The sequence below is a fragment of the Streptomyces sp. NPDC054961 genome (assembly GCF_053609145.1).
This window is the reverse complement of record NZ_JBSGWY010000023.1, coordinates 1-15,183: the sequence shown is the minus strand read 5'-3', so window position 1 is coordinate 15,183 and position 15,183 is coordinate 1. Positions and strand designations below refer to the sequence as shown.

At 74.7% G+C, this 15,183-nt stretch carries 13 protein-coding genes; 9 read left to right on the top strand and 4 right to left on the bottom strand.

The window, feature by feature from the left end; genetic code table 11:
• Nucleotides 1–78: 78 nt before the first annotated feature.
• The gene (locus ACWF9Z_RS21050; protein ID WP_453604148.1) at nucleotides 79–1,176 is read right to left on the bottom strand and encodes an RNA polymerase sigma factor; all 1,098 of its coding nucleotides are present in this window, start codon (nucleotides 1,174–1,176) and stop codon (nucleotides 79–81) included.
• 175 nt (nucleotides 1,177–1,351) lie between these two features.
• On the opposite strand from ACWF9Z_RS21050, the gene ACWF9Z_RS21045 reads away from it, so the two are divergent.
• Complete coding sequence (locus ACWF9Z_RS21045; protein ID WP_453604147.1) at nucleotides 1,352–1,933, top strand: hypothetical protein; 582 nt, start codon at nucleotides 1,352–1,354, stop codon at nucleotides 1,931–1,933.
• A complete protein-coding gene (locus tag ACWF9Z_RS21040; RefSeq protein WP_453604145.1) occupies nucleotides 1,930–2,910 on the top strand; it encodes a nucleotidyl transferase AbiEii/AbiGii toxin family protein in 981 nt (326 codons plus the stop codon). Before ACWF9Z_RS21045 ends, ACWF9Z_RS21040 begins: the two co-directional genes overlap by 4 nt.
• On the opposite strand, the gene ACWF9Z_RS21035 is transcribed toward ACWF9Z_RS21040, so the two are convergent.
• Nucleotides 2,907–5,102 (bottom strand): molybdopterin oxidoreductase family protein, encoded by a 2,196-nt coding sequence (locus tag ACWF9Z_RS21035; RefSeq protein ID WP_453604144.1) that lies wholly within the window; start codon nucleotides 5,100–5,102, stop codon nucleotides 2,907–2,909. The genes ACWF9Z_RS21040 and ACWF9Z_RS21035 overlap by 4 nt on opposite strands.
• A 205-nt stretch (nucleotides 5,103–5,307) precedes the next feature.
• On the bottom strand, nucleotides 5,308–5,922 hold the full coding sequence (locus tag ACWF9Z_RS21030; RefSeq protein ID WP_453604296.1) for a SanA/YdcF family protein: 615 nt from the start codon (nucleotides 5,920–5,922) through the stop codon (nucleotides 5,308–5,310).
• Nucleotides 5,923–6,233: 311 nt separating this feature from the next.
• On the opposite strand from ACWF9Z_RS21030, the gene ACWF9Z_RS21025 reads away from it, so the two are divergent.
• The 4 genes from ACWF9Z_RS21025 to dnaG all read left to right on the top strand — a co-directional run bounded on the left by ACWF9Z_RS21025 (nucleotide 6,234) and on the right by dnaG (nucleotide 11,778).
• Complete coding sequence (locus tag ACWF9Z_RS21025) at nucleotides 6,234–7,028, top strand: sirohydrochlorin chelatase (protein WP_453604142.1); 795 nt, start codon at nucleotides 6,234–6,236, stop codon at nucleotides 7,026–7,028.
• 76 nt (nucleotides 7,029–7,104) lie between these two features.
• A complete protein-coding gene (locus tag ACWF9Z_RS21020) occupies nucleotides 7,105–8,427 on the top strand; it encodes a deoxyguanosinetriphosphate triphosphohydrolase (protein ID WP_453604140.1) in 1,323 nt (440 codons plus the stop codon).
• A 93-nt stretch (nucleotides 8,428–8,520) separates the two neighbouring features.
• A complete protein-coding gene (locus ACWF9Z_RS21015) occupies nucleotides 8,521–9,795 on the top strand; it encodes an NAD(P)/FAD-dependent oxidoreductase (protein ID WP_453604139.1) in 1,275 nt (424 codons plus the stop codon).
• A 69-nt stretch (nucleotides 9,796–9,864) separates the two neighbouring features.
• Complete coding sequence (dnaG, locus tag ACWF9Z_RS21010; RefSeq protein WP_453604137.1) at nucleotides 9,865–11,778, top strand: DNA primase; 1,914 nt, start codon at nucleotides 9,865–9,867, stop codon at nucleotides 11,776–11,778.
• Nucleotides 11,779–11,811: 33 nt separating this feature from the next.
• Here dnaG and ACWF9Z_RS21005 read toward each other — a convergent pair whose 3' ends face one another.
• Nucleotides 11,812–12,303: a gamma-glutamylcyclotransferase family protein gene (locus tag ACWF9Z_RS21005; RefSeq protein ID WP_453604135.1), complete on the bottom strand. Its 492-nt coding sequence runs from the start codon at nucleotides 12,301–12,303 to the stop codon at nucleotides 11,812–11,814.
• A gap of 220 nt (nucleotides 12,304–12,523) precedes the next feature.
• Between ACWF9Z_RS21005 and ACWF9Z_RS21000 the strand changes: the two genes are divergently transcribed.
• From ACWF9Z_RS21000 to ACWF9Z_RS20990, 3 genes are all read left to right on the top strand, one after another.
• On the top strand, nucleotides 12,524–13,240 hold the full coding sequence (locus ACWF9Z_RS21000) for a hypothetical protein (RefSeq protein ID WP_453604134.1): 717 nt from the start codon (nucleotides 12,524–12,526) through the stop codon (nucleotides 13,238–13,240).
• Nucleotides 13,237–14,514, top strand: coding sequence for an ATP-binding protein (locus ACWF9Z_RS20995; RefSeq protein WP_453604132.1), 1,278 nt, complete (start codon nucleotides 13,237–13,239; stop codon nucleotides 14,512–14,514). The genes ACWF9Z_RS21000 and ACWF9Z_RS20995 overlap by 4 nt, the downstream gene beginning before the upstream one ends.
• Before the next feature lie 197 nt (nucleotides 14,515–14,711).
• The coding region (locus tag ACWF9Z_RS20990) for a hypothetical protein (protein ID WP_453604130.1) at nucleotides 14,712–15,183 on the top strand (472 nt) is incomplete at its 3' end.

Below are 15,183 nucleotides of genomic sequence, written 5' to 3'. Positions count from 1 at the left end.
GAGTGGAACGGGGGCGCCCTTCGGGGCGCCCCCTTTTCCGTGCCGCCGCGCTCCCCGTGGGGCCGGCACGGCCCGTCCTCAGTCGAGATAGCCGCGGAGCTGGTCGGCGAAGGCGTGGTCGCGCAGTTTGCCGAGGGTCTTGGACTCGATCTGCCGGATCCGCTCGCGGGTCACCCCGAAGATCCGCCCGATCTCCTCCAGCGTGCGCGGCCGGCCGTCGGCGAGCCCGTAGCGCAGCTGCACGACCTTGCGCTCCCGCTCGCCGAGGGTCGAGAGGACCGCCTCCAGGTGCTCGCGGAGCAGGAAGAAGGCGGCCGACTCCACCGGGGAGGCGGCGTCGCCGTCCTCGATGAGGTCGCCGAGCGCGACGTCGTCCTCCTCGCCCACGGGGGCGTGCAGCGAGACCGGTTCCTGTGCCAGGCGCAGCACTTCCAGGACCCGCTCGGGAGTCAGCTCCAGGTGCGCGGCGACCTCTTCGGCGGTGGGCTCGTACCCGCGCTCCTGGAGCATGCGGCGCTGGACGCGGATGACGCGGTTGATCAGCTCGACGACGTGGACGGGCACGCGGATGGTCCGGGCCTGGTCGGCGAGGGCCCTGGACATGGCCTGGCGGATCCACCAGGTGGCGTAGGTGGAGAACTTGTAGCCGCGGGCGTAGTCGAACTTCTCGACGGCCCGGATCAGCCCGAGGTTCCCCTCCTGGACCAGGTCGAGCATGGTCAGCCCGCGGCCCACGTAACGCTTGGCGACGGAGACGACGAGCCGCAGGTTCGATTCGATGAGGCGGCGTTTGGCCATGCGGCCCATGACGACGAGCTTGTCCAGGTCGAGGGTGAGCTGCAGGTCGAGCGCGGCCCCGCTGCCGAGCTTCTCCTCGGCGAACAGTCCCGCTTCCACGCGCCGCGCGAGGTCGACCTCCTCGGCCGCGGTGAGCAGCGGGATCCGGCCGATCTCGCGCAGGTACTGCCGGAAGAGGTCGGCGGACGGTCCCGCTCCGGCGGAGCCCTCACCAGCCCGTTTGCGCTGGGCGGACGCCTGCCGGCCCAGCTCCGGGGCCTGCGGCTCCTCCTCCTCGTCCACGGCGTCGGCCTCCGGTTCCTCGCCGGCCGCGGCTTCGGCCTCCGCGGCGGTGTTCCGGGGCGGGCTGACGCTGACGGTCAAGCTCTGGGTCTGCACGGGGGCGACCTCCACAGGGCTCCGAGGACGGGGGCACCGCACCTCAGTGTGGGGTACGACACATCGCTGCCACGAGGGGCGTGCGAGCACTTTCTGAGTCCGGTGCGTGACCCATGGTTACCCCCTGACGAGAACCCCGATGCGGACCGGACGCATGTGCGGGAAGATCGTCGCCATGTCTCCGTACGAAACGCACGTCACGGTGCGCTGCCCGGACCCGGCGGAACTGGCGCGGCTCGAAGCGTGGGCCGGGCGGCGGGAGTTGAAGGTGACGCACATCGTGCTGGCCCGGGGCCGGATGACCTCGCAGCCGATGCTGACGCTGCCCGACCGCACGGGGCACGAGGCGCTGGTGCCCCGGCTGCGCGCGGCCGGCTTCGACCCGGTCCGGGTCAAGGTGGAGACCGTCCCGTGGACCACGGACCTGCCGGGCCCCGGCGGGGGCTACTTCGAGCACCACCTGAAGCTGCGCCTTCCCGCCGACTACGACCGGGCCGCCCTGGAGTCCCTGGCGACGGAACACGCGGCCCACGTGTCGTGGAACGCGCGCCGGGTCCTGCCGGGGGCCCGTCACGAACGCTTCGTGACCCAGCGCTGCCGGGGCACGGCGGCGCTGGCGACGGCGGCCTACGGGGCGCTGACCGCCGCGCTGGTGGGAGCCGGGTACGAAATCCGCTCGCAGGAGCGGGAGTTCGTCCTGTACGACAGCAACCTGTCGGTGGACGACGGGTGGATCGAGGAGGGGGACGCGCTGTGAGCGGCCAGGAGTGGAAGCCGTCGATTCCGGGCGGACCGGATGATCCCGCGGAACCGGAGACGGAGCAGACCCGGCGGAGGTTCCAGCGGCCCCGGACCCTGCGGACGGGCGAGAGGGGCGACCCGGCCGGCGTGGCCTTCGATCCCGCGCTCAAGCACTTCCAGGAGGCGTACCGGCCGCTGGATCCGGTGATCGCGGAGCCGGCGGCGCGGGCGGCCTGGCGGTCGGCCCGGCGGTCGGCGATGGACGTGGCGTTGCGTGCCGTCGGGACCTCGGGCTTCGCGGATGCGCTGGTGCTGCGCGGGAGCACGCTGATGTCCCAGTGGTTCGGGGAGGCCTCGCGGGAGCCTCACGACCTGGACTTCGTCGTGGTCCCCGTGGACTGGATGATCGAGGAGGACCGCACCGCGCGGATGCTGGAGGCGATCGCGGCCGCGGCCGAGCGGGTGGCGGGGTACGGGGACCTGGTGATGCCGGCGTCGGAGGCGGTGTCGGAGTACATCTGGACGTACGAACGCGTCCCGGGGCACAGGCTGGTCCTCCCCTGGTCCGCGCCGGGCATGCGGGGCGGTCAGGTCCAGCTGGACTTCGTCTTCAACGAGCCGCTGCCGGTCGCGCCGGAGCCCGTGGAGGTGGCGGGGGTCGGGCTGCTGGGCGCCACGCGCGAACTCTCCCTCGCCTGGAAGCTGTTGTGGCTCGCCGGGGACATGTACCCGCAGGGCAAGGACCTGTACGACGCGGTCCTGCTGGCGGAGAGCCGCGCACTTCCTTACCCGCTGCTGGCGGAGGTGTTCCGGCTCTCCGGGGAGTTCGAGACCGGCGCGGGCCACCAGCCGCCCGCACCCGGGATGTTCGAAGGGCTCGCGCGGACGGACTGGAGCCCGTTCCACGCGGAGTACCCGGGGATCCCCGGGTCCGCCGAGTCCTACGCGCGGCGCCTGCTGAAGGCCCTGGAGCCCACCTTCGCGGCCGCTTAGGCCGGTTCGGCCGGTTCGGCCGGTTCGACCCGGACCGCGCAGACCTTGAACTCCGGCATCCGCGAGACCGGGTCCAGCGCGGGGTTCGTGAGGGTGTTCGCGCGGCCCTCGCCCGGCCAGTGAAAGGGCATGAAGACCGTGTCCGCGCGGATGGTGTCGGTGATGCGGGCCGGGGCCACCGCGCGGCCCCGGCGGGAGGTGACCGCCAGGGGGGCGCCCTCGACCGCGCCGATGCGGGCCGCGAGGCGCGGGTGGAGTTCCACGAAGGCGCCGGGGGCGGCCGCGTTGAGCTCGTCCACCCGCCGGGTCTGCGCGCCCGACTGGTACTGGGCGACCACCCGGCCGGTGGTGAGGAGCAGCGGGTACCGCGCGTCCGGGACCTCGGCGGCGTCGCGGTGCGTGACGGGGACGAAGCGGGCCCGGCCGTCCTCGGTGGCGAAGCGGTCGAGGAAGAGGCGCGGGGTGCCGGGGTGGGGCTGCGCGGGGCGGATCTCCCCCGGTTCCGCCTCCGCCGGGGCGGCCTCTCCCGCCGGTGCGTCCGCCGGTGCGTCCGCCGGGCAGGGCCAGAAGACCCCCTGCTCGGCCTCGATCCGGGCGTAGCTGATGCCCGAGTAGTCCGCCGGGCCGCCCGCCGAGGCCCGGCGCAGTTCGTCGAAGACCTCCTCGGGCGAGGTCGGGAAGGCCTTCGGCACGCCCAGCCGCGCGGCCAGGCCGTGCAGGACCTCCAGGTCGGTGCGGACCCCGGGAGGCGGGGTCAGGGCCCGGCGGCGCAGCAGGACGCGGCCCTCCAGGTTGGTGGTGGTGCCGGTCTCCTCCGCCCACTGGGCGACCGGGAGGACCACGTCCGCCAGGGCGGCGGTCTCGGACAGGACCACGTCCGCGACCGCGAGGAAGTCCAGGGAGCGGATGCGGTCCTCGATGTGGCCGGCGCGGGGGGCCGAGACCACCGGGTTCGAGCCCATCAGGAGCAGGGCCCGGACGTCCGTGCCCAGCGCGTCGAGGAGTTCGTAGGCACTGCGGCCCGGGCCGGGGAGGTCGTCGGGGTCGATGCCCCAGACCCCGGCCACGTGGGCCCGCGCCGCCGGGTCGGTCAGCTTGCGGTAGCCGGGGAGCTGGTCGGCCTTCTGACCGTGCTCGCGGCCGCCCTGGCCGTTGCCCTGGCCGGTGAGGCACCCGTACCCGGAGTGCGGGCGGCCGGCCCGGCCGGTGGCGAGGCAGAGGTTGATCCAGGCTCCGACGGTGTCGGTGCCCTTGGACTGCTGCTCGGGGCCGCGCGCGGTGAGCACCATCGCGGACTCCGGGGCGCAGAACATCCGTACCGCCTCGCGGAGTCTGGGCACGGGCACTCCCGTGATGCGCTCGACCAGCTCCGGCCAGTGCGCCATCGCGCCCGCGCGGGCCTCCTCCCAGCCGCTGGTGCGTTCGGCGATGAACTCCTCGTCGGTGTGCCCGCCCGCCACCACCAGGTGGAGCAGGCCGAGGGCGAGCGCCAGGTCCGTGCCGGGGCGGGGGGCCAGGTGCAGGTCGGCCTGCTCGGCGGTCCGCGTGCGGCGCGGGTCCACCACGATCAGCGTGCCGCCGTTCTCGCGGAGTTCGCGGAAGAAGCGGAGGGCGGGCGGCATGGTCTCGGCCGGGTTGGAGCCGACGAGGATCACGCAGCCGGTCCGGGGGATGTCCTCCAGCGGGAAGGGCAGCCCCCGGTCGAGCCCGAAGGCCCGCTGGTGCGCGGCGGCGGCCGAGGACATGCAGAACCGGCCGTTGTAGTCGATCTGCGAGGTCCCGAGGGCGATCCGGGCGAACTTCCCGAGGGCGTAGGCCTTCTCGTTCGTCAGCCCGCCACCGCCGAACACCCCGACCGCGTCCGCCCCGTGGGCACCGCGCGTACGCGCGAGCCCCTCGGCGACGGCGTCGAGGGCCTCCTCCCAGGTGGCCGGCTCCAGCTGCCCGGCGTGGGTGCGGACGAGCGGCTCGGTCAGGCGCACCCGGGAGGAGAGCACGGCGGGGGCGCTGCGGCCCTTGCCGCACAGCGCGCCCAAGTTCACGGGAAAGCCGGCCCGCTCCTCCACCACCACGCCGCCCCCACCCGGTTCGGGGCGGAGGTTCATCCCGCACTGCAGCGCGCAGTACGGGCAGTGCGTGGCGGTGACGGCGTCGGAGGGGGTATCGGCCGGTGCGGCTCCCGGGGTGTGCATGCGTCTCACCATGCGACGCGGGTGTTACGCGGACCACCGCCCCCGGTTACGCCTCTTGTACGCGCACCTCAGCGTGGGCTCCGCCGCCCGGTGAGGCCCGGCGGAACTCGGGCCGGTCAAGGACCTCCACGACCGCCACGGTTCCACACCCCTGACACGCACGACGGATCGGCATATGCCGAATCGGCATACGCCTTCAGCGGCGTCAGTCTGCCAGAGCGGCCAGGGCCCGCGACACCCCTTCCTCCTTGGGGCCCAGGAAGCGCGGCTGCGGCTTGAAGACCGCGTCCAGCGCCGCCTTCCCCGCCGCGAAGACCTCGCGCGTACCGCCGTAGTACCAGGTCGCGTCGTGCGCCTGGGCCACCCCGACCCCGTACGCGTCCACGCCGGCGGCCCGGCACAGCGCGACCGCCCGCCGGATGTGGAAGCCCTGACTGACCAGCACCGCCCGGCGCACCCCGAAGATCTCCCGGGCACGGACGCAGGAGTCCCACGAGTCGAAGCCCGCGTAGTCGCTGACGATCCGGGCGTCCGGCACGCCGTGGCCCGTCAGGTACGTGCGCATCGCGTCGGGCTCGTCGTACTCGGTGCGGCTGTTGTCGCCGGTGACGAGGACGACCTTGACCTTGCCCGCGCGGTAGAGCTCGGCGGCGGCGTCGAGGCGGCCGGCGAGGTAGGGGGTCGGCCGGCCGTTCCACAGTCCGGCCCCGAAGACCACCGCCACGTCGGCCGCGGGCGCGTCGGCGGTGGTGCGCAGCCGCGGCCCGGCCGCGGCGTGCGTCCACGCGGAGGGCAGCAGCGCCAGCACGCAGAGCGCCATCACCACCCGCACGGCCCGCCGCCGGGCCCGCACGGTCCGGGGCACCAGGGCCCGCACGGTCCGCGACGCCGGGGCCGGCGCTCCCTGCGGCCGGGCCCCCGCCGAACCCGTCGGGCCCGTCGAACCCGTCGGGCCCGTCGAACCCTGCGAGCCCGCCGAAGCCGCCGAACCCGCCGGGCCCGATGCCCCGGGCCGGACCCGCGCCGCCCTCCTCTTCCGCCGTCCACCACGGCGGAGTTGCTGACCCGGATCACCGCCCAGCTCGGCACGCAGCTCAGCGGCCTGCGCCCCCGACACCACGGAGTCCCCCCATGCAGCCCACCCTCGTCGCCGTGGCCCACGGCAGCCGTGACCCGCGCGCCCTCCACACCGTCGAGGCCCTGCTCGAACGGGTCCGCGAGCTCCGCCCCCGCCTCCCCGTCCGGCTCGGGCACATCGAGCTGAACCACCCGCTCCTGGAGCACACCCTCGAACGGGCCACCGGATCCGCCGTGCTCGTTCCGCTGCTGCTGGGGCGCGGCACCCACGTCAAGCGGGACCTGCCGGCCGCCGCCGCCCGCGCCGGACACCTGCGGACCCGCATCGCCGCGCCCCTCGGTCCGCATCCGCTGCTCGTCGAGGCCCTGTACGAGCGGCTCGTGGAAGCCGGCTGGACCGCCGGGTCCGCGGTGGTGCTGGCGGCCGCCGGATCCCGCGACCCCGACTCCGCCGCCGATACGCGGGCCACCGCAGCCCTGCTGTCCGAACGGCTCGACGGGGTGCCCGTGACGGCGGCCTACGCCTCGGCCGCGGCGCCCACCGTGCCCGAGGCCGTACGGGCCCTGGCCGGGCGCGGCTGCCACCGGGTCGCGGTGGCCTCGTACTTCGCCGCCCCCGGGCGCTTCGCCTCCGCGAGCGCCGCCGCCGCGCCCGGACCGGCCGCAGCCCCGCTCGGCGCGCATCCGGCGCTGGCCCGGCTGGTGCTGCACCGCTACGACGAAGCCGTCGCGGCCCTCGCCGCCCGGGCCGCCGCGGAACGGAGCGCCGCGGAACGGGCAGCCGCCGGGCAGGGCGACGCCCGGCACGAGGTCCCGTACGCGGGGCACCTGGAACTGGCCACCGCCTAGTGCCGCGCCGGGAGCCGTGCGGGGCCGGATCGCTCGGATCGCCCGTCTTGTCGGCGGTTCCGGTTAACGTCGGAGCATGGAAGGCTTGGAAGGCACCACCGCGTCCGCTCGTCCGCCCTACGATCCCGCCGATACCGAGCGCTGGGCCGTCGAGCCCGACAAACGGCCGGGCCGGACCGCCTTCCAGCGCGACCGCGCCCGTGTGCTGCACTCCGCCGCCCTGCGCCGCCTCGCCGGCAAGACCCAGGTGGTCACCCCCGGCACGCGTTCGTACGACTGGGACGCGAGCCCCCGTACGCGTCTGACGCACTCCCTGGAGTGCGCCCAGGTCGGCCGGGAGCTCGGCGCCGCGCTCGGCTGCGACCCCGACCTGGTCGAGGCGGCCTGCCTCTCGCACGACATGGGACACCCGCCTTTCGGCCACAACGGCGAAGAGGCGCTCAACGAGTTCGCCAAGGACTGCGGCGGCTTCGAGGGCAACGCCCAGTCGCTGCGCCTGCTGACCCGGCTGGAGCCCAAGCGCTTCGTCCCCGACCCGGCCACCGGCGAGCTGGTCAGCGTCGGGCTGAACCTCACCCGGGCCTGTCTGGACGCCGCCACCAAGTACCCCTGGGCGCGAGGGGACCACCCCACCGACCCGGGCTCGGTGAAGTTCGGTGCGTACGAGGACGACCTGCCGGTCTTCGAGTGGCTCCGGCGCGGCGCGCCCGCCGACCGCAAGTGCTTCGAGGCGCAGGTCATGGACTGGGCCGACGACGTGGCGTACTCCGTCCACGACTTCGAGGACGGCCTGCACGCCGGGCACCTCGACCCGAACCTGCTGTTCGCCGAGCCCGAGCGCACCGCGATCTGGCGGGTGGCGATCGGCCGGTACGTACCGGCCGGCACCGACCCGGAGGAGCTGCGCGAAGCCCTGGACCGGCTGATGGAGCAGGACTGGTGGCCGCACGGGTACGACGGCTCGGCCGTGGCCCAGGCCCGGCTGAAGGACGCCACCAGCCAGCTCATCGGCCGCTTCTGCCTGGCCGCCGAGGGCGCGACCCGGCAGGCCTACGGAACGGGCCGGCTCACCCGCTACGCGGCGGAGCTCGTGGTCCCGCGCGAGGCGCGCAACGAGTGCGCCGTCCTCAAGGCCGTGGCCGACCTGTACGTCATGCAGCGCGACGAGCAGGAGCGGATCCGAGCCGATCAGCGCATCGTCCTGGCCGAGCTCGCGGAGGCGCTGAGCGCCCGCGCCCCCGAGGGCCTGGACCCGCAGTTCCGGGCGATCTTCGACGCGGCGCCCGACGACCGGGCCCGCAAACGCGCGGTCGTCGACCAGATCGCGGCGCTCACGGACGCCGCCGCACGCTCCCTGCACGCCCGCCTCACGCGTCGCGCGCGACGCGCCGAAGGGTGAGCCGATCGGGCCACTCCCCCTTCACGCGGCAGGCTCAGTGCGGGACGCTCGCATGTGGTCGCATGTGGCGGAGAGGTTATGAGGAGGCATCAGGTGGTCGACGCACACCGGACATTCGTCATCGTCGGCGCAGGGCTCGCCGGAGCTAAGGCGGCCGAGACGCTGAGGTCCGAGGGGTTCACGGGGCGGGTGATCCTCATCGGCGACGAGCGCGACCATCCCTACGAGCGTCCCCCGCTCTCCAAGGGATACCTGGCGGGCAAGGAGGAGCGCGAGAGCGTCTTCGTCCACGAGGCCTCCTGGTACGCGGCCTCCGACATCGAGCTGCACCTCGGCCAGCCGGCGGTCCACCTCGACCGGGAGGCCAAGAAGGTGGTCCTCGGCGACGGCACGGCGCTGCCCTACGACAAGCTGCTGCTGGCCACCGGCGCCGAGCCGCGCCGGCTGGACATCCCGGGCACCGAGCTGGTGGGGGTGCACCACCTGCGGCGCCTCGCGCACGCCGAGCGGCTGCGCAAGACGCTGGCCGGCCTGGGCCGGGACAACGGGCACCTGCTGATCGCGGGCGCCGGCTGGATCGGCCTGGAGGTCGCCGCGGCGGCCCGGGGGTACGGGGCCGAGGTCACGGTCATCGAGCCGGAGGCGACCCCGCTGCACGCGGTGCTCGGTCCGGAGATCGGCCGGCTCTTCGCCGACCTGCACGCCGAGCACGGGGTCCGCTTCCACTTCGGGGCCCGGCTGACGGAGATCGTCGGGCACGACGGCATGGTGCTGGCGGCCCGGACGGCCGACGGGGAGGAGCACCCGGCGCACGCGGTCCTCGCGGCGATCGGCGCCGCGCCGCGCACCGCGCTCGCGGAGACCTCGGGCCTGGCCCTGGTGGACCGGGAGCACGGCGGCGGCATCGCCGTGGACGCCTCGCTGCGCACCTCCGACCCCGACGTGTTCGCGGTCGGGGACGTGGCGGCCGCGCACCATCCGGTGCTCGGGACCCGGCTGCGGGTCGAGCACTGGGCGAACGCCCTCAACGGAGGTCCGGCCGCCGCGCGGGCGATGCTGGGGCAGGAGGTCTCGTACGACCGGGTGCCGTACTTCTTCTCGGACCAGTACGACGTGGGCCTGGAGTACTCGGGGTACGCCCCGGCGGGCGGCTACGACCAGGTGCTGATCCGCGGGGACGCGGGCAAGCGGGAGTTCATCGCCTTCTGGCTGTCGGACGGGCGGGTCCTGGCCGGAATGAACGTGAACGTGTGGGACGTCGCCGAGCACATCCAGGCGCTGATCAGGTCGAAGGCGCCCGTGGACCGCGAGAAACTGGCGGACCCGGCGGTCCCGCTGTCCGCCCTGCTGCCCTCGGAGGTGGCCTGACGCGGGGCCGGCAGGGAGCCGCCCGGGGGCCTGACGGGACTGTCGGTCCGCGGCCGTAGACTTGCGCGTGTGGCAGGACGGATCAACGACGACGACGTGAAGGCGGTACGGGACGCGGTCCCGATCGACGCCGTGGTCTCCGACTACCTCCAATTGCGCAACGCGGGCGGCGGCAACCTCAAGGGCCTCTGCCCCTTCCACGACGAGAAGTCCCCGTCCTTCCAGGTCAGCCCGAGCAAGGGTCTCTACCACTGCTTCGGCTGCCAGGCGGGCGGGGACACCCTCGACTTCGTGATGAAGATCGACCACCTCTCCTTCTCGGAGGCGGTCGAGCGGCTCGCCGGCCTGGCCGGCATCACCCTGCGGTACGAGGAGGGCGGCTACACCGCCGGCACCAGCGGCCGCGGCGAGCGCATCCGGCTGGTCGAGGCCCACAAGGCCGCCGCCGAGTTCTACCAGGACCAGCTGGGCAGCGCCGAAGCCGAGATCGGCCGCGCGTTCCTGGCCGAGCGCGGCTTCGACCAGGCCGCCGCCGCGCACTTCAGCGTCGGCTACAGCCCGGCCGGCTGGGACCACCTGACCCGGTTCCTGCGCGGCAAGGGCTTCAGCGACAAGGAACTGATCACCTCCGGCCTGGCCCAGGACAGCCGCAGCGGAAAGCCCATCGACCGCTTCCGCGGCCGCCTGATGTGGCCCATCCGCGACATCAGCGGCGAGGTCGTCGGCTTCGGCGCGCGCAAGCTGCGCGAGGACGACAACGGCCCCAAGTACCTGAACACGCCCGAGACCTCGATCTACAAGAAGTCCCAGGTGCTCTACGGCATCGACCTGGCCAAGAAGGAGATCGCCCGCACCTCCCGGGCCGTCGTGGTCGAGGGCTACACCGATGTGATGGCCTGCCACGTGGCCGGGGTCACGACCGCGATCGCCACCTGTGGCACCGCCTTCGGCGGGGACCACATCAAGATCCTGCGGCGCCTGCTCATGGACAACGCGACCGCCGAGGTGATCTTCACCTTCGACGGGGACGCGGCCGGCCAGAAGGCCGCGCTGCGCGCCTTCGAGGACGACCAGAAGTTCGCCGCGGAAACCTCCATCACCATCGCCCCGGGCGGCATGGACCCCTGCGACCTGCGCCTCGCGCAGGGCGATGCGGCCGTGGCCGGGCTGGTCGAGGCCCGCACCCCTCTGTTCGAGTTCGCACTGCGTCACATCGTGGCCCGGCACAACCTGGAGAACCCCGCGGGCCGCGCGGCCGCGCTGGACGAGGCCGCCCCCGTCGTCGCCAACATCAAGAACATCGCGATCCAGCACGAGTCGGCGGTCCAGCTGGCCGGCATGCTCGGCATCCGCGACGAGCAGTTCGTGGTCAAGCGGGTCGCGCAGGTCGCCCGCTGGGCGCGCGACCGCGGCGGCCAGGGGCCCGGCGGCGGACAGCAGCAGGGCCGCGGCCGGTCCTCCTACGAGGCCGCGCCCGCGCCCTCCGCGGCCCCGGCGGGCGGTCCCGCGCTGAACCTGCGCAGCCCCGCCCACCGCACGGAGCGCGAGCTGCTCAAGCTCGCCCTCCAGCGGCCGGCCCTGGTCTCCCCCGCCTTCGACGCGTACGGGATCGACGAGTTCACCGCCCCGCCCTACGCGGCCGTCCGTCAGGCCGTCCAGGACGCCGGCGGCGCCTCGCTCGGCACCGAGGACTATCTGACGCGGGTCCGCGAGGCCGCGCCGAACGACACCGTCCGCGCACTGGTCACCGAGCTCGCGGTCGAGGCCATCCACGCGAAGACGGTCGACGAGATCTACGCCGGGGTCCAGCTGGTCCAGGTCCGGCTGCGCGCCGTCGACCGCCGGGTCCACGAGGTCCAGGGCACGATGGCCCGCCTCGGCCCCCAGACCCCGCCGGAACAGCTGGCCGCGGTCCAGGAGGAGCTGTGGGTCCTCCAGCAGTACGGGCAGCGGCTGCGCAACCGGGGCGCGGAAGGCCTGTAGCACCGGGCCCGTGGCCGCGGTCGTGACGGGGACCTACGGGAGCCGGCGGCGCAGCCAGTCCCCGCCGGGGATCTCCGTTCCGGAGCGCGCGAGGCGGCGGGCCACGAGCGGGGCGGCGAGGTACACCCAGGCGCGGACCGGGGTGCCGTCGGGGCGCAGGGCCTCGCGGGCGGTGCGGTCGTAGACGTTGCGGGGGTGCCCGGGGCCCTCGTACTCCTCCAGCAGGTCGAGCGCGACGAGGAGTTCACCGTAGGCCCCGGGGGCCGCGAAGATCAGCTCCCCGGCTATGGCGGAGCCGGGGCGGTCCACGGCGTACGGGTAGCCGGGGCCCTCGTAGAGCGCCGCGTCCGGGAGGCGCGCGGGCTCCTCGGCGGCGGTGCGGCCCCGCAGGAACAGGTCGTGGTTGACCTCGCCCGGCCGCAGGGTTCCGTAGACGAAGAACGGAAGCTCCCGCGGCGGGTCCCCCGGCTCCGGTGCGGAACTCGTTCTTCCGCCCTGCCGCTCCGGCCCCTCGACCGACGCCATACGGCCCTCCCTCTGTTCACACCGGGCGGTCCGCCGCGGCTCCGCGGGGCCGAAAGTCCCCACTTCGGCTGCTCAGGCCCATGGACGCACCGCTGTTACACAACCTCCCGACGCCCGTGACCGGCGCCGTCTACCGTCAGTCTGCCCCCTCCCCCGACGGCTCCCGCACCGCCCTCCCCCGCCGCCCACGCGGCCTCCCCCACCCGACGGTTCCGCACCCATGACTCCACTGACCCGCCGCGGCCTCGCCGCCGCCCTGCTCTGCACCGGCCTCGCCGGCTGCGCCGCGCCCGGAGGCCTCGGCCCGGCGGAGGCCGCGCCGCCCGTGTCGGCCCAGCCGGAACCGGAGCCGCTGTGGCCGCAGTGGAACGACGACTCCCCGGCATCCGGCGGCTCGGGGGCGGCCGACCGGATCCCTCCGCCGGAGCCCCTGCCGGACGCGCCCGCCGTGGGGCCGGAGGGGATCGAGAAGGTCGACGTCGAGGCCGTCCTGCGCGCGGACAAGCGCATGAAACAGTTCGCCGGCGCGGGCAGGACCGAGGGCCCGGGGCGGGCCGGAGTCCGGCCCGCCCGCTTCGCGGACCTGACCGGCGGCGGCGAGCCCGAGCTGATCGTCGCCGCGGACGGCGCGACGGGGCGCTCGGTGCTGAGCGTCTACACGGTGGCCGGGGGAAGGATCGTCCCGATCCTGTTCACCAGCGGCCGGCGGATGAACCCGGAGCTCCTCGGCACCGATCTGCTGGTCCGCACCGCCGACGACGACGGGTCCGCGCACGCCGTCCGCTACCGCTGGGACGGCCGGCGGATGACCGTGCTCAGCGACGAGCACCGGTTCGGCAGCGCCGTCTCCTGCGGCGCGGGCCCCGCGCAGTGCCCCGGCCCCCGCCCGGCCCGCGGCTGGGAGCCCCCCGCCGGGAAGGGAAACTCCGCCCGGTGAGGCGCGCCCTGGTCCGCCTCCGCCGCCTCGTGCACGCCCTCGGCCTGCGCTGGAAGATCTCCATCCTGCTCGCCGTCGGCTGCTCCCTCGTCGCGCTCACCATCGGCGTGCTCATCCACGAGGCCCGGGCCCGCCAGGTGGCCGGGGCGGCGCGGGAGAGCGCCCTCGCGCAACTCGTCCGCGTACGGCAGGTGTACGAGCTCACGGGCCAGCTGGACGCCGGCAAGGTGGGCGGGGCCGATGCGCGCATCGACTGCCCCGACCTGCCGGAGCCACTGCGGCAGGCGGCCCTGTCGGGGCAGCGCACCACCTACCTCGACCTGGACTCCGCCCACCCGGCGGTATGGGCCGCCCGGCCGGTCGGCGACGACCAAGTGCTGTCCGTACACCGCTCCTTGCTCGCGGAACAGGCGGAACTACGCGATCTCGACCATCAGTTGGCGGCCTCCGGCGTGGTGGTGGTCAGCCTCGCGGCGATCGGCGGGGCGGCGCTGGCGAGCCGGCTGAGCAAGGACCTGCGATCCGCGGCCGAGACCGCCCGGCGGATCAGCGCGGGCGAACTCGACGCGCGGATCGGCCCGTCGAGCATGCCGGGGACGCGCAACGAGGTGGCCGACCTGTCCTCGGCCGTCGACACGATGGCGGAGAGCCTGCAGCGGCGGCTGGTGGCGGAGCAGCGGTTCACGGCGGACGTGGCGCACGAGCTGCGGACCCCCCTGACCGGCCTGCACACCGCCGCCGAACTGCTGCCTCCGGGGCGCCCGACGGAGCTGGTGCGCGACCGGGTGGCGGCGCTGCGCACGCTGACGGAGGACCTCCTGGAGGTGGCCCGGCTGGACGGGGACCGGGAGGTGGCGCAGCTGGACACGCACCCCCTGGGCCCGCTGGTGGAGTCGATCACCCGCCGCTCGGGGGTCGAGGCGCTGGTACTGGGCGCCGACGGCGCGGGGTCCGTACGGACGGACGCGCGACGCCTGGAACGCATCCTGACGAACCTGCTGGTGAACGCCCGCAAGCACGGCGGCGCCCCGATCACCGTGACGACGGCCGGCCACACCGTCACGGTCCGCGACCGGGGCCCCGGCTTCCCCGAGCCGCTGCTGCGCGACGGCCCGCAGCGCTTCCTGACGGGCACGACGGAACGCGGCCAGGGCACGGGCCTGGGCCTGACCATCGCCCTGGGCCAGGCCCAGGTCATCGGCGCCCGGGTCGTCCTGTCCAACGCCGCGCCGTGCGGCGCGTCGGCCGTGGTCACCCTGCCTCCGGCCGCCTGAGTCCCGCCGAAGCCGGTCCCGCCGGCGTTCACCCGGACGGGGTGGGGGCCCACGGATGGCCGCGCCAGCGCCGCTGACCTGCGGAAACGACAGGCTCACGGGCATCGGGGGCCACATCTGACACCACATCAGCAGGCGGCCGCACCAGCGCCCGGGTTACCTCGGAAACACGACCCCGTGTCCACAGGAGACCCCCCATGCGCCGACGCACCGCCCACGTGCTCACCGCCACCGCGCTGACCGCCGCCGCGTTCACCGGCCCGGTGGCCGGCGCCGTGGCCGCCGCGGACCTCGGCATGGCGGGCTTCGCGCCCGGCGACTTCGCCCCGCTGGAGGTCTGGCCCAAGTCCGCCTCCCCGGGCACCACCGTCACGGTGAACACGGGCGCCTGCGGCAACGGCAGTCACGCCGAGGGCGACGCGTCCACCGTCGGCGGCGGCCGCTTCAAGCTGACCCCGGGGACCCACAAGGAGGTGGTCGTGGGGCAGTTCCAGATCGCCCACGGCGCCCACCCCGGCACCTACGACATCGGCGCCACCTGCGCGAACGGCAAGTTCGCCACCGGCGACCTGATCGTCACCGAACACGACCGCGGCCCCCAGGGCCGGGCTCGTCTTACCAACAACCAGCCCCCGAGACCCCGAAGGAGCGGGGGGGGGGGGGTGTTGG